General features: G+C 32.0%; 17 protein-coding genes and 1 tRNA gene. 15 read left to right on the top strand and 3 right to left on the bottom strand.

The genetic code is table 11. The annotated features are described in order from the left end of the window. Positions 1 to 41 precede the first annotated feature (41 nt). Both RM697_RS01220 and RM697_RS01215 read left to right on the top strand, forming a co-directional pair. Positions 42 to 566: an ankyrin repeat domain-containing protein gene (locus RM697_RS01220; protein ID WP_311426017.1), complete on the top strand. Its 525-nt coding sequence runs from the start codon at positions 42 to 44 to the stop codon at positions 564 to 566. Beyond that, positions 563 to 1,414, top strand: coding sequence for a T9SS type A sorting domain-containing protein (locus RM697_RS01215; protein WP_311426016.1), 852 nt, complete (start codon positions 563 to 565; stop codon positions 1,412 to 1,414). Before RM697_RS01220 ends, RM697_RS01215 begins: the two co-directional genes overlap by 4 nt. A 51-nt stretch (positions 1,415 to 1,465) precedes the next feature. On the opposite strand, the gene RM697_RS01210 is transcribed toward RM697_RS01215, so the two are convergent. After that, positions 1,466 to 2,068 carry a trimeric intracellular cation channel family protein gene (locus RM697_RS01210; protein WP_311426015.1) on the bottom strand — a complete coding sequence of 201 codons (603 nt, stop codon included), beginning with the start codon at positions 2,066 to 2,068 and terminating at the stop codon, positions 1,466 to 1,468. 125 nt (positions 2,069 to 2,193) lie between these two features. Further along, positions 2,194 to 2,922 (bottom strand): RDD family protein, encoded by a 729-nt coding sequence (locus RM697_RS01205; RefSeq protein ID WP_311426014.1) that lies wholly within the window; start codon positions 2,920 to 2,922, stop codon positions 2,194 to 2,196. 36 nt (positions 2,923 to 2,958) lie between these two features. Here RM697_RS01205 and RM697_RS01200 point away from each other — a divergent pair, with 36 nt between their 5' ends. From RM697_RS01200 to RM697_RS01175, 6 genes are all read left to right on the top strand, one after another. After that, the gene (locus RM697_RS01200; protein ID WP_311426013.1) at positions 2,959 to 3,942 is read left to right on the top strand and encodes a stage II sporulation protein M; all 984 of its coding nucleotides are present in this window, start codon (positions 2,959 to 2,961) and stop codon (positions 3,940 to 3,942) included. Continuing rightward, complete coding sequence (locus RM697_RS01195) at positions 3,939 to 4,859, top strand: hypothetical protein (RefSeq protein ID WP_311426012.1); 921 nt, start codon at positions 3,939 to 3,941, stop codon at positions 4,857 to 4,859. The genes RM697_RS01200 and RM697_RS01195 overlap by 4 nt, the downstream gene beginning before the upstream one ends. Next, positions 4,852 to 5,574 (top strand): DUF4129 domain-containing protein, encoded by a 723-nt coding sequence (locus RM697_RS01190; RefSeq protein ID WP_311426011.1) that lies wholly within the window; start codon positions 4,852 to 4,854, stop codon positions 5,572 to 5,574. The genes RM697_RS01195 and RM697_RS01190 overlap by 8 nt, the downstream gene beginning before the upstream one ends. Then, a complete protein-coding gene (locus RM697_RS01185) occupies positions 5,567 to 6,790 on the top strand; it encodes a DUF4350 domain-containing protein (RefSeq protein ID WP_311426010.1) in 1,224 nt (407 codons plus the stop codon). Before RM697_RS01190 ends, RM697_RS01185 begins: the two co-directional genes overlap by 8 nt. Positions 6,791 to 6,792: 2 nt before the next feature. Continuing rightward, on the top strand, positions 6,793 to 7,824 hold the full coding sequence (locus RM697_RS01180) for an AAA family ATPase (RefSeq protein WP_311426009.1): 1,032 nt from the start codon (positions 6,793 to 6,795) through the stop codon (positions 7,822 to 7,824). Positions 7,825 to 7,942: 118 nt separating this feature from the next. Continuing rightward, positions 7,943 to 9,157 (top strand): DUF58 domain-containing protein, encoded by a 1,215-nt coding sequence (locus RM697_RS01175; protein WP_311426008.1) that lies wholly within the window; start codon positions 7,943 to 7,945, stop codon positions 9,155 to 9,157. Between the two features lie 32 nt (positions 9,158 to 9,189). Here RM697_RS01175 and RM697_RS01170 read toward each other — a convergent pair. Beyond that, a tRNA-Pro gene (locus RM697_RS01170) sits at positions 9,190 to 9,264 on the bottom strand. Between the two features lie 98 nt (positions 9,265 to 9,362). Between RM697_RS01170 and RM697_RS01165 the strand changes: the two genes are divergently transcribed. Genes RM697_RS01165 through scpA form a run of 7 tightly spaced genes read left to right on the top strand, consistent with a single transcriptional unit; the run spans position 9,363 to position 15,942 of the window. Next, positions 9,363 to 10,475 carry a PQQ-dependent sugar dehydrogenase gene (locus RM697_RS01165; RefSeq protein ID WP_311426007.1) on the top strand — a complete coding sequence of 371 codons (1,113 nt, stop codon included), beginning with the start codon at positions 9,363 to 9,365 and terminating at the stop codon, positions 10,473 to 10,475. After that, positions 10,468 to 10,887: a c-type cytochrome gene (locus RM697_RS01160; RefSeq protein ID WP_311426006.1), complete on the top strand. Its 420-nt coding sequence runs from the start codon at positions 10,468 to 10,470 to the stop codon at positions 10,885 to 10,887. The genes RM697_RS01165 and RM697_RS01160 overlap by 8 nt, the downstream gene beginning before the upstream one ends. A 48-nt stretch (positions 10,888 to 10,935) precedes the next feature. Next, positions 10,936 to 11,544, top strand: a complete 609-nt coding sequence (gene udk / locus RM697_RS01155; protein ID WP_311426005.1) for a uridine kinase — start codon at positions 10,936 to 10,938, stop codon at positions 11,542 to 11,544. Further along, complete coding sequence (locus RM697_RS01150; protein WP_311426004.1) at positions 11,544 to 11,849, top strand: FtsB family cell division protein; 306 nt, start codon at positions 11,544 to 11,546, stop codon at positions 11,847 to 11,849. The genes udk and RM697_RS01150 overlap by 1 nt, the downstream gene beginning before the upstream one ends. Then, positions 11,842 to 13,185, top strand: a complete 1,344-nt coding sequence (locus tag RM697_RS01145; RefSeq protein WP_311426003.1) for a methylmalonyl-CoA mutase subunit beta — start codon at positions 11,842 to 11,844, stop codon at positions 13,183 to 13,185. The genes RM697_RS01150 and RM697_RS01145 overlap by 8 nt, the downstream gene beginning before the upstream one ends. Next, positions 13,178 to 13,819, top strand: coding sequence for a hypothetical protein (locus RM697_RS01140; protein ID WP_311426002.1), 642 nt, complete (start codon positions 13,178 to 13,180; stop codon positions 13,817 to 13,819). Before RM697_RS01145 ends, RM697_RS01140 begins: the two co-directional genes overlap by 8 nt. Continuing rightward, positions 13,819 to 15,942: a methylmalonyl-CoA mutase gene (gene scpA / locus RM697_RS01135; protein ID WP_311426001.1), complete on the top strand. Its 2,124-nt coding sequence runs from the start codon at positions 13,819 to 13,821 to the stop codon at positions 15,940 to 15,942. The genes RM697_RS01140 and scpA overlap by 1 nt, the downstream gene beginning before the upstream one ends. Positions 15,943 to 16,186 lie beyond the last annotated feature (244 nt).

Here is a 16,186-nt window from a genome sequence, read left to right as displayed (position 1 = left end):
AACAGAAATGTGCTAAATTCGCTACTCAAATCTATTGTTAAATGTTGAAAAATCTACGACTCGTATTTTTATTATTCTCGATTTGTGGTTTTTCTCAACAAAATATTTTTGATGTTGCACGTTCTGGTAATGTAAATGATATCAAGGAGTTAATGAAAATTAATCCAGATACCATAAATATTAAAGATAAAAATGGTTATGACCCATTAACACTTGCTTGTTACAGAGGTAATACTAAAGTAGCGTTTTTTTTAGCAAATACAGCAAATGATATTAATGGATCTAGCAAATTTGGAACACCATTAATGGCAGCTGTTTACAAAAACTATGACGCAATCGTTAAAGTGTTATTAGAACGTAAAGTTAAAGTAAACACAGTAGATGCTAACGGAACGAGTGCGTTACATTATGCCGTTATTAATAGAAATGAAATTATTGTGAAATATTTAGTGAATTATGGTGCTAATGTTTTACTTAAAGATAATAGAGGAAAAACAGCCTTAGACTATGCAAAGATTTCTGGTGAAGAGGCTATAATAAAACTTTTGAAAAAGAAAAGCTCATGAAAAAAATTACTTTAATGTTGTTTAGTTTAGTACTAACATTTACCTGTTTGAATGCACAAACATTCTCTACAGGACTTGTTGAACTATCTAACGCAACAGGTTCAGAATACTCCATTCAAATAGATGTTACTTCTACAGAAGTAACATTAACAATGATTGGTCCTGCTGGAAAATGGCTTGGACTAGGTTTTGGTAATCCAAATACTACAGGTGGATTCCAAGCAGGAATGGTAAGCGGAAATGATGTTGTTATTTTTCGTTTAGATGATTCTAGTCAAGATGAATTTACAGATCGTTATTTTGGTTTCCCAGGACAAATGGAAGGCCAGAGTGCACAAGGCATTGTTCCTTCAATAGATGAAAGAGAAGATTGGACTATAGAAACTAACGATGTTAATAGTGGTGTAAGAACATTAGTCGCTACAAGAGATTTAGATACAGGAAATCCTGGAGATTATGTGTTTTCTACTTCTGACACAAATATTGATTTAGTTTGGGCATCAGCAAGAGATATCGATGGTGATGGTACAGATTATTTATTAGATTGGCATGGTCCAGAACATAGAGGAATACTAACAGCTGGTATTACACTATCTCAGTCTGAAGTTCAATTTAACGAGTTTAGAATTTCACCAAACCCATCAAAAAATTACCTTAATATTACATTACCACTAATCACAGAAAAAGTAATTGTAGAGGTCTTTGATGTTTTAGGGAAAAAATTATTATCGCAAGAATTAACTGAGCTAAGATCTTCAATTAACGTCTCTAAATGGAATAGTGGTGTCTATTTAGTAAAAGTATCAACAGATTCTGCAACCCTTACGAAGCGATTTATAAAGCAATAGTAAAGGTTAAATATATATTCTAAAGAGCTTCTAATATTTTAGAAGCTCTTTTTATTTATAAAGTGAAGGCAAACTAATCTTAAACTTTACAACCAGTAATCTCAATACAATAACAACCAAACCAGCGATAACGAAATTAAAATTCTGGTCTGCCGAAAATTTTCTAAGAATAAAGAAAACCAATCCTCCAACAATGCATGCAGTAGCATAAATTTCTTTTCTAAAAATAACAGGGATTTCGTTACATAAAATATCACGTATTACACCACCAAAACATGCAGACATAGTACCTAAAGCAATACATATTATAGGATGCAAATCAATGAGTAATCCTTTTTCAATGCCAACAACAGTATATAATCCAATACCAATAGTATCAAATAAAAATAAGGATGTACGCAAGTAATTAATGTACTTTTTAATGAGTATTGTAATCACAGTTGTAGCAATAATAACGTAGATAAACGTCATGTTATTCATCCAAAATACTGGAGTTTCTCCAATGAGGACATCACGTAAAGTTCCGCCTCCAACTGCTGTGACAAACCCAATAATAACCACACCAAAAGGATCCATTTTCTTATCTAAAGCCACAAGAACTCCAGAAATTGTAAAAGCAATAGTACCTAGTATATCTATGGTTTGGAAAAACATATTAAATCAGTATAAGAAATTCAGTTTAACACTTAAATTGATAAAATTAGTTTATTATACACTTCGACTTCGCTCATTGTAAGCGATACACACACTTTTAAAAATCAAAAAAAGTGGTTCTCTGCTTACATGTTTTGCGTGTAGTAATTATAATCTTTTAATACAATATCAATTAATTCTTTATCATATAAATTAGATTCTATATTTAAAAGTGTACAAATTTTGGTTCTAAGAAGTTTTAGTGTTTTATAGTCATTGGCTTTATTAGATATTGTAAATGTCTCCTTAATGATCCTAACGTCTTTATCACTTAATTCAGTAACATTAGAGAATTTTGGTTCGTAATCAACTGTAATATCTTCTAAAATGGTACTCTCAATTTTGTGTTTCTTTTTAGCACTAATCACTACAGTACCTGCAGCAGCATCACCAACACGTTGCTTTTTATCAGACATTAAAATACTCAATACTCCAACAGATGAGAAGAACATCCAAATATCAATAAATCTTAACATCCATCTTACAAATAAATTATACCATTGCGTTGGTGTACCATCATAGCGAACAACTCTAATCTTCATCAGCATTTTACCAATGGTCTGACCGCTAAAAATTATATGACAAATTACAGAGTAGAATAGTGCAGGTAATGTTAACAAGCCATAAATACCTCGTCTAGTCCAACCATCTGCATCATCAAAAACTCTGGAGATATCCATAAGATTTTCCATTATGGTTAAATACGTAAATAGTAAAATCGCATCAATTAGAAAAGCTACAAAACGTTCTCCTATACCAATAAGTTTATAATCTAAGTTTACATTTTGTGCAGTGTTAATTGCTAATTTGCTCATAGGAATGTATATTCGTTTACCTAATTTAAGTTGTTTATGAGAGAGGCCTCATTTGTGAAGCAAAATAAAGAAAAATGGATTGGTTTTGAAAAAGCACTTCATAATAATATGAAAATAAATCCGGATGATCTCGCTTCTTATTATATTCAACTTACCAATGATCTTTCTTACGCACAGACCTACTATCCTGATAGTAAAACACTTCTGTACTTAAACTCATTAGCATCACAAGCACATCAAAAAATTTATAGAACTAAAAAAGAATCAAAAAATAAAATAGTAGCCTTCTGGAAATACGAATTTCCTTTATTTTTTAAACAATATCATAAAACCCTTTTATATACCTTTTTGTTTTTTATGACTGCTGTTTCCATCGGAAGTATTTCTACCCTAAATGATGATAGCTTTGTTAGGCTTATCCTTGGAGATGGTTATGTAAATATGACACTAGAGAATATTGAAAACGGAGAACCTATGGCAGTATATAAAAGCGGAAGTAGTATAGGTTCTTTTCTAGGTATTACAATTAATAATATACGAGTGGCCATTTTAGCTTTTGCTTTTGGAGTAATTTTTAGTGTTGGCACTATATATATTCTATTTTTAAATGGTATTCTGTTAGGCTCATTTATTACCTTCTTTTACAAGTTAGGGTTAATAGAGAATACTTCAACCGTTTGGCTTCATGGCACTATAGAAATATCTGTAATTGTAATTGCTGGTTGTGCTGGTTTGGTTATGGGCAACAGTTTTATATTTCCCAAAACATTTTCAAGACGTGTCTCCTTTATGAGAGGAGCTAAAGATGGATTAAAGATTGTAGTGAGTACTATTCCCTTTTTTATTATGGCTGGATTTATCGAGGGATTTATTACTAGATACGGCGAACAAATGCCAAGAGTAATTGCTTATGGTATCATATTTTTGTCTGCATTTATCATAGTATATTATTACATTATTTACCCTATTTTGCTTCATAAAGCAGATCGTATTCCAAATCCTCAAATAACTACAACTTGAAAAAACCTTATATAGAACTTCGCACCAGGAATACTTTTGGTGATATAATAGATAACTACTTTCAATTTCTTAAACGTAACTTTCAGGCTTATACTAATTTATACCTAAGATACAACGCTTTAAGTATTTTATTAGCTTTAGGTGCTTCTTACCTTTTAGTAACCGGTTTCATGGGATTAGCGAGTAGGGATTTCCGGTTTGGAATGACAGAGGACACCAATAACGAATTTTATTTTGGTATTGGAGTAGCTGTTCTTTTGTTTACTGTGTTTATTACTTCTGCTATAAACTATAGTTTTTCTAGTGCTTATATTTCAGAATATGTAAATGCAAAAGGAGATGTAAAAGCCAGAAACATATGGTCATCAATAAAAAAGAAATTCTGGTCGATTGTTGTTCTTATTTTATTAGGTGCCGTTATTTATGTGGTATACCTTATAATATCAACCGTTGCAGCGATTGTTCCTTTTTTGGGCTATATATTTAGATTTGCATTAAGCTTTTTGGTTTCAGGTCTTTTTGGACTCACATTTATGGCCTTATTTGTAGGTAGAAATCAAATAGGAGAAGCTATCAGTGATGGTTGGAATTTTACATTCTCAAATTTTCTTAAGGTAATGCTATTTGCTCTAGTAATTGGAATATTAAATTTTCTTATAACTTTAGTAATAATCTCTATTCCAAGTTATATTATAGGTTTTTACATTTATTTCTCTGCAGAAAGTGAAATAGAAATTTTCACCAGTGGGTTTGCAAAAGTGCTTTTTACATTTGGTTTTGCAATATACATACTAGCTTTTATTTATTCACAAGCCTTAACTCAGCTAGCATTTGGTGTACTCTTCTATAATTTACACGAAGAAAAACACAATACTTTTTTACAACAAAAAATAGAACAAATAGGTGTAGATGAATAGATGGATTAAACATATCATTATTTTAATATTCCTCTCTACTAACGTTTTTAGTTTTGCTCAACTTGAAGGCGTAAAAGTGGATTCTTCGACTCACGACGTTACTTATTTTAAAGACCAAATACAAGAACGCTATCCAGGAGATGATTTTAATTATTCTATTAATGATACTGGTGGTGTTAATCTAATACAAGGTGCGCTTAGAAAGTTTTTTAGATGGATTGGTAATCTATTTGGTTTTGATGTCGATTTTATTGACTACAAAACCTTAGAATATATTGTATATGGTCTACTTGGTCTTGGAGCATTATATTTACTCATTAATTTTTTACTGCAGTCTACAGCAACCTCTGTTTTTAGAAACCCAGAAAAACAGATCGATGGTTTTAAATATATTGAAGAAAACCTAAAAGAAATAAATTTTGAAAATCTTATAAAAGATGCTATCAATAATAAAGACTACAGACTTGCCACACGTTATTTGTATTTAAGCTCCTTAAAACATCTTACAAATAATAATATCATAGATTGGCATTACGATAAAACCAACTCAGATTATATTACAGAAATTAAAGATAACTCTATTAAAACACTATTTAAACGTATCTCTTATATCTATGATTACGTATGGTATGGAGAATTTCCAATTGATGAAGCCGGATTTAATACTAATTCATCAGATTTTAAAAACCTAAAAAAAGCTGTATCTAATGGGTAAACGATCTAAAATAGCATTGTACACCATTGTAGTCATCATTATATTAATGATGGTCGCTGAAGTTACTAAACCAGCTGCTATTAACTGGCGAGACTCCTACTCTGCTGCTGATAAAATACCATTAGGTTGTTATGTGTTATTTAATGAGTTAGAAGATTACTCAGATGAAGACATTTTAACCTCAACAGAAACTCTTTACAGTTACTTAAAGGATGTACCTGAGGATTCTAAAACTACATTATTGCTTATTAATGATTGGATTAGTCTAGATGAAGAAGAATCCAAAAGCCTTGCTGATTATGTAGATAATGGTAACTCCGTTTTTATTAGCTCAAATTATTTTTATGGTAATGTCATAGACTCCTTAAATACATATTTAGAAAGAAGAAACTCAGGTTTTTTCAAAAAAGGTGCCACAAGTAGCTTTACAAGTCCTACTCTAAATAAGAATAAAAAACTTTTTAAAGATGTTATAGAAACTAGTTATTTCACCTCTATAGATACTTTAAACACAACTGTTTTAGGAACAGTTACTCTAGAGATTGATGATATAGAAGACGAAATTGAAGGTGGTGAAATTTTAACTTACGCTAATTTTATAAAAATTAAATATGGAGATAATGGAGGATATTTCTATTTACATTCCAATCCTTTTGCATTTACCAATTATCATATGCTAAATGATAATGAAGATTATGCAGCTACCGTTTTATCCTTTCTACCAAAACAGCAACTCATTTGGGATAATTATAAAAAGTCTGGGCGAAAAATTATTAAAAGTCCACTACGATTTATATTAACAAATACTGCTCTAAAATGGGCATTTTATGTTGCATTATTAGCATTAGTATTGTTTGTGATATTCAAAGGCAAACGAACGCAGCGAATTATTCCTGTAATTGATCCTGTAAAAAACACAACAGTAGAATTTACACAAATCATCGGAGACTTATATTACCAAAACGGGAATTACAAAAGTATCATTGAAAAGAAAATCACTTATTTTTTAGAATATACAAGAACACGTTTTTATTTAGAAACCAGTGAATTAAATCAGAATTTCATAGACAAATTAGCTTTGAAATCATCTAACACAAAAGCAACAACCAAAGATATTATTGATTTCATTATCCATTTAAAGTCTAAAAACACTTTGAATGAAAATGACCTAATAGAGTTAAATAAAAAAATTGAATCGTTTACAAAAACCCAATAATAATGGAAGAACAACAGCCAGAACAAGAGCAACAAAACGAAAAAGAGCAGCAAGACAATACACCAATGAATTTTGAAAGTAGGTTAGACTTAAAACCGCTTCAAGATGCTGTAGAAGCCATAAAACAAGAAATAGGAAAAGTCATTGTTGGGCAGCATAATATGGTTGAACTCCTAATTATCTCAATCCTAGCCAATGGTCACTCCTTAATAGAAGGTGTTCCTGGAGTTGCCAAAACTGTAACAGCAAAACTTCTGGCCAAAACACTAGATGTAGATTTTAGCAGAATACAATTCACACCAGATTTAATGCCAAGTGATATTTTAGGCACTTCAGTATTTAATCAGAAAACTACAGAGTTTGAATTTAAACCAGGACCTATTTTTTCAAATATTGTATTAATTGATGAGATCAATAGAGCACCTGCTAAAACACAGGCTGCTTTATTCGAAGTTATGGCAGAACGACAAATTACAATAGATGGTACTAAAAACATTATGGAAGCACCTTTTTTAGTATTTGCAACACAAAACCCAATTGAACAAGAAGGTACTTACCGTTTGCCAGAAGCTCAATTAGATCGTTTTCTATTTAAAATAGATGTAGATTATCCTTCACTAGAGGATGAAGTTCAAATACTATCAGAAAACCATGAACGTAAAGACACTATTGATTTTAATACTATTAAGGCTGTCTTAAAAGCTAAAGACATTAGTAATTATCAAGATTTAATTAAGCAAATTTTAGTAGAGGACCACTTATTAAATTACATCGCTTCAATAGTTCACAACACTAGGACTAATGCTAATTTATATTTAGGAGCATCGCCAAGAGCATCCATAGCTATTCTTAATGCAGCTAAAGCCAATGCTGCAATTAATGGACGAGATTTTGTTACTCCAGATGACATTAAACGCTGTACAAAGGCTGTGTTAAACCATAGATTAGTATTAACTCCAGAACGAGAAATGGAAGCATTTACAGTGGAAAAAGTGATCGATCAAATTTTAGAAACTATAGAGATTCCGAGATAGATTGAAATCCTTTTTTAAACATACTTATTTACAAAAGCGATTTTTTATTGCTGTAATAATCCTCGTATTATTATTTGTGTTATCCTACCAGTTTAGTGGTCTCTTCATCATCACACAAATGTTAACACTCGTTGCAGTAGGTCTAACTGTTTTTGATCTTATTCTATTACACCATAAAAAAGGAATTGTTGTAAAAAGGATTCTACCAGAAAAGCTAAGTAATGGTGATGACAATCCTATTGAACTTGAAATACAGAATCTATTCAATTTTAAAACTCACTTAAAACTAATTGATGAACTTCCGTTTCAATATCAAAAAAGAGATTTTGAAATTAATACTGAGGTAAAGGCTGAAGAGAAAAAGAAAATAACATACACACTCCGACCATTAGAACGTGGAGAATATCATTTTGGCAATCTCAACACCTACATTTCATCTCCTATAAATTTTGTTGCTAAAAGATTCCAATTCGGAAAAGATGCCATGGTACCTAACTATCCCTCTTTTTTACAGTTAAGAAAGTATATGCTCATGGCATTTTCAAATAAATTGTTTGAATTTGGCCTAAAAAAAATAAGAAGAATTGGTCATACTATGGAGTTTGAACAGATTAAGGATTATGTCATTGGAGATGATATTCGTAATATCAATTGGAAGGCTACTGCTAAGCGAAATCAATTGATGGTTAACCAATATCAAGATGAAAAATCACAACCTATTTATAATGTTATAGACAAAGGCCGTTCAATGAAAATGCCTTTTGAAGGCTTAAGCTTACTAGATTATGCAGTTAACTCAACTTTAGTGATTAGTAATGTTGCATTATACAAACAAGATAAAGCTGGTATGTTTTCTTTTTCAAGAAAAGTTGAAAATAGAGTTGCTGCAGAACGTCGACCATCACAGATGAATCAAATTTTAGAAACACTTTATAATCTTAATACTGATTTTGCTGAGTCTGATTTTGCAAGATTATACATAGATGTAAAACGAAACCTAAATCAGCGTAGTCTTATATTATTGTATACAAATTTTGAAACCTTAGATGCACTTTACAGGCAACTACCATACTTACAAGCTATTGCAAAAAATCATTTGTTAGTTGTAATCTTTTTTGAAAACACAGAATTAGATAAGCTTACCAAGAAAGAATCTTCTAATACCTATGAGATTTTCGAAAAAACAATTGCAGAAAAATTCATTTACGAAAAGAAACTAATCGTTAATGAACTTCAAAAACATGGAATTCAAAGTATTTTAACGTCTCCTGAACAGCTTACAATAAATACTATTAATAAGTATCTAGAGATAAAAGCAAGAGGATTAATATAAAAAAAAGCCCAACCAATGGTTGAGCTTTAAAGTCGGGGTGGCAGGATTCGAACCTGCGACCTCCGCGTCCCAAACGCGGCGCGATAACCGGGCTACGCTACACCCCGAAATGGTTATCATTTTAAGGATTGCAAATATATGATTTTTATAACATCACAAACAACATTTATTTCTTATTTTTAAGTTCATTATAAATCCTATTATATTGAGACCCAAATCCATAAAAATATTATTCTTTTTTTGCCTAACACTTACAAGTTGTGCGCAAAGTAAAAAAGCATCAGATTCAGATTTGTCAATCAACTATGAAGTTGTTGTACCAGGTATAGATATACCATGGGGTTTTACTTTCTTACCAGATAACTCTATGCTGATTACTGAGAAAACTGGTCAGCTATTTCACTTTAAAGACAACTCTCTAAAAGAGATCAATGGCTTACCAAAAATTTATGTTAGAGGTCAAGGTGGTTTAATGGATATTATAATTCATCCAGATTATAAAACTAACGGTTGGATTTATATGTCTTATGCTTCTAGTCAAGGCGAAGGAGAAGGTGGAAACACTACTATTATGAGGGCAAAACTAGAAGACAATCGTTTAATTAACCAAGATGTATTGTATAAAGCAAACCCAAACTCTAGAAGAGGACAACATTTTGGTTGTAGACTAGCATTTGATAATGATGACTACTTATATTTTTCAATTGGAGATCGTGGTAATAGAGATGTAAATCCACAAGATATCACGAGAGATTGTGGAAAAATTTATCGCCTTAATGATGATGGAACTATCCCAGAAGATAATCCCTTTATAAATACTCCTAATGCTAAAAAAGCTATTTATTCATATGGTCATAGAAACCCTCAAGGCATGACATTACATCCAGAAACTTATAAAATCTGGACTCACGAGCATGGACCAAAAGGTGGAGATGAAATAAACATTATTGAAGCAGGTAAAAATTATGGTTGGCCAGTAATAAGTTATGGTGTTAATTATAGCGGAAGTAAATTTACAGATCTCACAGAGAGAGATGGTATGGAGCAACCGATTCATTATTGGACACCTTCCATTGCTCCAAGTGGTATGGCTTTTATTTCAAGTGATAAATATGGAGATTGGAAAGGAAATCTTCTAGTTGGCTCATTAAAATTTCAGTACATTTCTAACTGTAAAATAAAAGACGATACGATTATTAGTGAAACAAAATTATTAGAAGGCAGTGGCAGAATACGTTCTATTAATCAAGGACCAGATGGTTATATTTATGTTGGAATTGAAGGTTTAGGAATTGTAAAATTACTTAGGAATGATTAGATTAAAGTTAAGCACAATTGCAATAATACTGCTCATTTTTTCTTGTAATTCAGAAAAGAAAAATCCTGTAAATCAAAAAGATTTTACAGCTAGTTATATTGCTGGTAAGGTGGTTTACAACGATCTATGTATAACTTGCCACTTAGACAATGGAGAAGGTGTAACCAAAGTATTTCCACCTCTTGCAAACTCTGACTTTTTAAAGAATAATCAAACTAAATCCATTAAAGGATTAAAGTATGGTATGAATGAGGTTATCGTTGTCAATGGTATTACATATAATACTAATATGGCAGCACTAGGCCTCACAAATAATGAAATTGCAGATGTTATGAACTATATTAATAATAGTTGGGAAAATAATTTTGGATCATTTATAACGCCAGAAGAAGTTTTAAAAATAGCACCATAAATTCATTGGTAAATAATTAAATTTGCAGCACATAACAATTAATAATTTATGCTAATAATAGGAATAGCTGGCGGAACAGGTTGTGGAAAAACAACTGTTGTAAATCAGATACTTAACGAACTACCAGAAGGTGAAGTAGGTGTTATTTCTCAAGATTCTTATTACCAAGAAACATCGCATTTAAGTTATGAAGAACGTGTAAAGATTAATTTTGACCACCCAAGATCTATAGATTTTAAATTATTAGAACAGCATTTAAAAGATTTAAAAGAAGGCAAAACAATAGAACAGCCTGTATATTCTTTTGTAAAGCATAACAGAACTGGAGATACAATTTTAACCAAACCGAGAAAAGTAATGATCGTGGAAGGTATCTTAATTCTCACAAATAAAGAATTAAGAGACATGTTCGATATTAAAATCTTTGTACACGCAGATAGTGATGAACGCTTAATACGTCGTCTAAAAAGAGATATCAAAGAAAGAGGAAGAGATATTGATGAAGTTTTATTGCGTTATCAAACTACGCTTAAACCTATGCACGAACAGTTTATAGAACCTATGAAAGAGTATGCAGATATTATTATACCTAACAATAAATACAATACTGTTGCTGTTGATATAGTACGAACAATAATTAACGAACGACTTAGTTAATGCTAAAACTATTTAAAAATATATTCTTGGTTATATTTACATGCTTCGCTATTTGGATGCTTTTCTTTGATGCCAATTCTCTACTAATTCACAGAGATCTTAATGCAGATATTGATGATTTAGAAGCAGAAAAAGACTATTATAAAAATGAAATTACTAAGGATAATAAAGCAATAAAAGAACTAAGCACAGAAGAAGGTATAGAGAAATTAGCAAGAGAAAAATACTACATGAAAAAGGAAAATGAAGAAATTTATATTATAGAATACGAAGACAGCGTTGCTAAAAAGAAGACCAATGACTAAACCATTATTTTCAGATTTTCCTGAGGTGTCTTCTAAACAATGGAAGCAGAAAATTCAAGTAGATTTAAAAGGTGCTGATTACAATGATACACTCATTTGGAATACAAACGAAGGTATCGATGTTAAACCTTTTTACCATGCTGATGACTTTGAACATTTTCATAATATTACAAATGCCTCAACAACTTGGAAAATAGGTCAAGTTATCAAGGTAACTGATGAAACGGAAGCAAATACAAAAGCTCTAGACGCAATAGATCGAGGTGTAGAAGCCATTCGATTTATTTCAGTTAACAATCAAATCAACATAGATGCATTAATTAAAGGTATCGATACCAAAGCCATATCTGTTCACATAGAAGCAGAAGAAACTTTAATACATACTGATATTGCTGAAACCAATGTTAATAATGACATCATCGGACATTTAGCTAAAACAGGAAATTGGTATCACAACCTAAAAGATGATCATCATAATTTTGAAGAACTTGTAAAAAAGTGTAACCAAATTACAATTAATAGTAACTTATATCAAAACTCAGGTGCTACGATTGTTCAGCAATTAAGTTATGCTCTAGCACATGCCAATGAATATTTAAATCACCTAAGTTCAATATTATCAGACAAATCCAAAGCATCTCTAAAAGTAATATTTAACGTTTCGGTAGGTACAAATTACTTTTTCGAAATTGCTAAACTAAGAGCGTTACGTTTATTATGGAAAACGCTTGCAGGTGAGTATAAATTTAACACAAACTGCATCATCGTAGCAGAACCCTCTAAACGAAACAAAACAATTTACGACTACAACACCAATATGCTTCGTACCACAACCGAGTGTATGAGCGCAGTCTTAGGTGGAGCCAATGAAGTCTTTAATTTGCCTTATGATGTACTGTATCACAACCAAAATGAGTTTGGCGATCGTATATCTAGAAATCAACTATTAGTTTTAAAACACGAAAGCTATTTTGATAAGGTTTCTAATCCGTCTGATGGTGCTTACTATATAGAAAGCCTAACAGATCAATTAGCCCATAAAGCACTAGATGTTTTTAAAGCAATTGAACAGGCTGGTGGATTTTTAAAGCAATTAAAAGATGGTGTCATTCAAAAAAAAATAAAGGAATCGGCACAAAAAGAACAAGAACAATTTAATGCTAATGACATAGTATTATTAGGCACAAATAAACATCCAAATCCTAATGATAAAATGAAACAAGATTTGGAATTACACCCTTTTTTAGAAAAGAAAACTCGTAAAACACTAATTGAACCTATCATAGAAAGACGTTTGTCTGAAGCTATAGAACTAGAACGATTAAAACATGAATAAACCATATATAAAGCTTACTGTAACACTTTCAGTTTTATTAATAATAATGAGCTGTAAAGATATTTCAACCGAAGTAAAAAGTTGGGTAGACGTTGATGAAACTTCAGAGGTGCTTGGCTCCTATCATATTCTTGAGAATGATGGTATTAAAGTATTTCTTCCTGAAGTATTTAAACGCTATTCTACTGCAGAATATGAAAATGTATTAGACTCCTTAGTTAGTAAAAAAGACTTTGAAACTGAAATTAATAGACTCAAAACTTTAAGAGAATTAAAAGGGAATTTTTACATTTATTTTGATGACGTTACTCGTTCAACATTCACGGTTAATACCTTACCGTTTATGCCTTTGCAAAAAGAAGATGCTCAAATGTTATTAGGCATAGTACGCCAATCTAATGAAACCATGTTAAAAGGTACAAACTTAAAGTTCGAAAAACTAAAAGCTAGTTATAGCTCAACCACGAAGCTTCAAGTATTTAAAGGTGTCTTCAAGATCTCTAATCCTAAAGACAATACCGAAACCTATCAGAGTAATTATTTTGTAAGTACAGATAGTAAAACATTTTTTATAAAACTCACAACGGGTTATGAAGTAGATTTTGATCCTTATTTCAAAAAATTTATTCTGTAATGTCCAGAAGAGATCTACAACACATATCTATAAAAAAAATAACAGAAGAAACCACTGTTCACAAACATGAGACTTTTACCTCAGCAGAGGATATTACTATTAAATCTCAATATTCCAAAAAAGACATTGAAGATTGTAAACACCTCAACTTTGTAGCAGGTATTGCGCCAAATCTCAGAGGTCCTTATTCAACCATGTATGTTAGAAGACCTTGGACCATACGACAATATGCTGGTTTCTCTACAGCAGAAGAAAGTAATGCATTTTACAGACGTAATTTAGCTGCAGGACAAAAAGGATTATCTGTAGCATTTGATTTGGCAACACATCGTGGTTATGATTCTGATCACGAACGTGTAGAAGGCGATGTTGGTAAAGCAGGAGTTGCTATCGATTCAGTAGAAGACATGAAAATTCTATTCGATCAAATTCCGTTAGATAAAATGTCTGTATCCATGACTATGAATGGTGCAGTATTACCAATAATGGCGTTTTACATTGTAGCTGCAGAAGAGCAAGGTGTAAAGCCAGAACAACTAGCAGGTACCATTCAAAATGATATTTTAAAAGAATTTATGGTTAGGAATACGTACATCTATCCTCCTACACCATCCATGAAAATTATCTCAGATATTTTTGAATATACCAGTAAAAACATGCCAAAGTTTAATAGCATTAGTATTTCTGGATATCATATGCAAGAAGCTGGTGCCACCTGTGATATTGAATTGGCTTACACACTAGCTGATGGATTAGAATACATAAGAAAAGGATTGGAAGCTGGTATGGACATAGACACTTTTGCACCACGCTTGTCCTTCTTTTGGGCTATTGGCATGAATCATTTTATGGAAATTGCAAAAATGCGAGCTGCTCGTATGCTTTGGTCTAAATTAGTAAAACAGTTTAATCCAAAAAATCCAAAATCACTAGCCTTACGTACGCATTGCCAAACCTCTGGTTGGAGTTTAACAGAACAAGATCCATTTAATAATGTTGCAAGAACCACCATAGAAGCCACTGCTGCTGCTTTTGGAGGTACACAGAGTTTACATACTAATGCTTTAGATGAAGCCATTGCTTTACCTACAGATTTCTCTGCACGTATAGCTCGTAATACACAAATATATTTACAACAAGAAACACATATTACAAAGACAGTAGATCCTTGGGCTGGTAGCTATTATGTAGAAAAACTAACAGATGATATAGCACAAAAGGCTTGGTCACTTATCGAAGAAGTTGAAGAGCTTGGCGGAATGACCAAAGCCATTGAAGCTGGTATTCCAAAGCTTCGTATAGAAGAAGCTGCAGCTCGTAAACAAGCACGAATAGATTCTGGGCAAGATATCATTGTTGGTGTAAACAAATACAGACTTAAAGAAGAAGATCCGCTTCATATTTTAGAGGTAGACAACGAAACCGTTCGTAACCAACAAATAGAACGTTTAAACCGTATTAAAAGCTCAAGAGATAATGATCTAGTTAATGCTGCACTTAAAAAATTAACTGAAGCAGCTAAATCTGGTCAAGAAAATTTATTAGCTTTAGCAGTAGATGCAGCTCGTAAACGTGCAACATTAGGCGAAATAAGTGATGCTTTAGAAGCCGAATTTGGACGTTATAAAGCGCAAATAAAATCCTTTTCTGGTGTGTATAGTAAAGAAATAAAAGACGATAGTTCCTTTAAAAAAGCAAGAGAGCTTGCAGATACCTTTGCAGAACAAGATGGTCGTAGACCTCGTATTATGATTGCAAAAATGGGACAAGATGGCCATGATCGTGGTGCTAAAGTCGTGGCTACAGGTTATGCAGATGTAGGTTTTGATGTAGATATAGGACCATTGTTTCAAACACCTAAAGAAGCTGCAAAACAAGCCGTAGAAAATGACGTGCACATTCTTGGTGTATCCTCACTCGCAGCAGGACATAAAACATTGGTGCCACAAGTCATTAAAGAATTACAGTCTTATGGACGCGATGATATTATGGTTATAGTTGGTGGCGTGATCCCAAAACAAGATTATCAATTTTTATTTGATGCTGGAGCAGTAGCTGTTTTTGGACCAGGTACAAAAATTAGCGATGCTGCCATACAAATCCTAGAGATTTTAATTGATTAGTGTCTTTCTTTTGTTATGGTGTTTTATCCTTCACCTGTTTGTAGGAATTTTCGATGCCTGACCTGAATTAGACCTGGCTTAGACCTGAATTAGACCTTAGTTTTCTCTGGGTTTGACCTGAATACCCTCTTTTGCTAGAGAACAACGTTGGGTTGCGGCATCCACAAGCATTATTAGGCCATGCTAAACCAGAAAAGGGTAAACCACATAAAAATGTTTTGTTATCCCGAAATAATAAGTGGTT

Source organism: Microcosmobacter mediterraneus, from assembly GCF_031846265.1.
Lineage (GTDB): Bacteria > Bacteroidota > Bacteroidia > Flavobacteriales > Flavobacteriaceae > Microcosmobacter > Microcosmobacter mediterraneus.
Note: the sequence above shows the minus strand (reverse complement) of the source record. Positions and strands in the feature narration are given on the sequence as shown.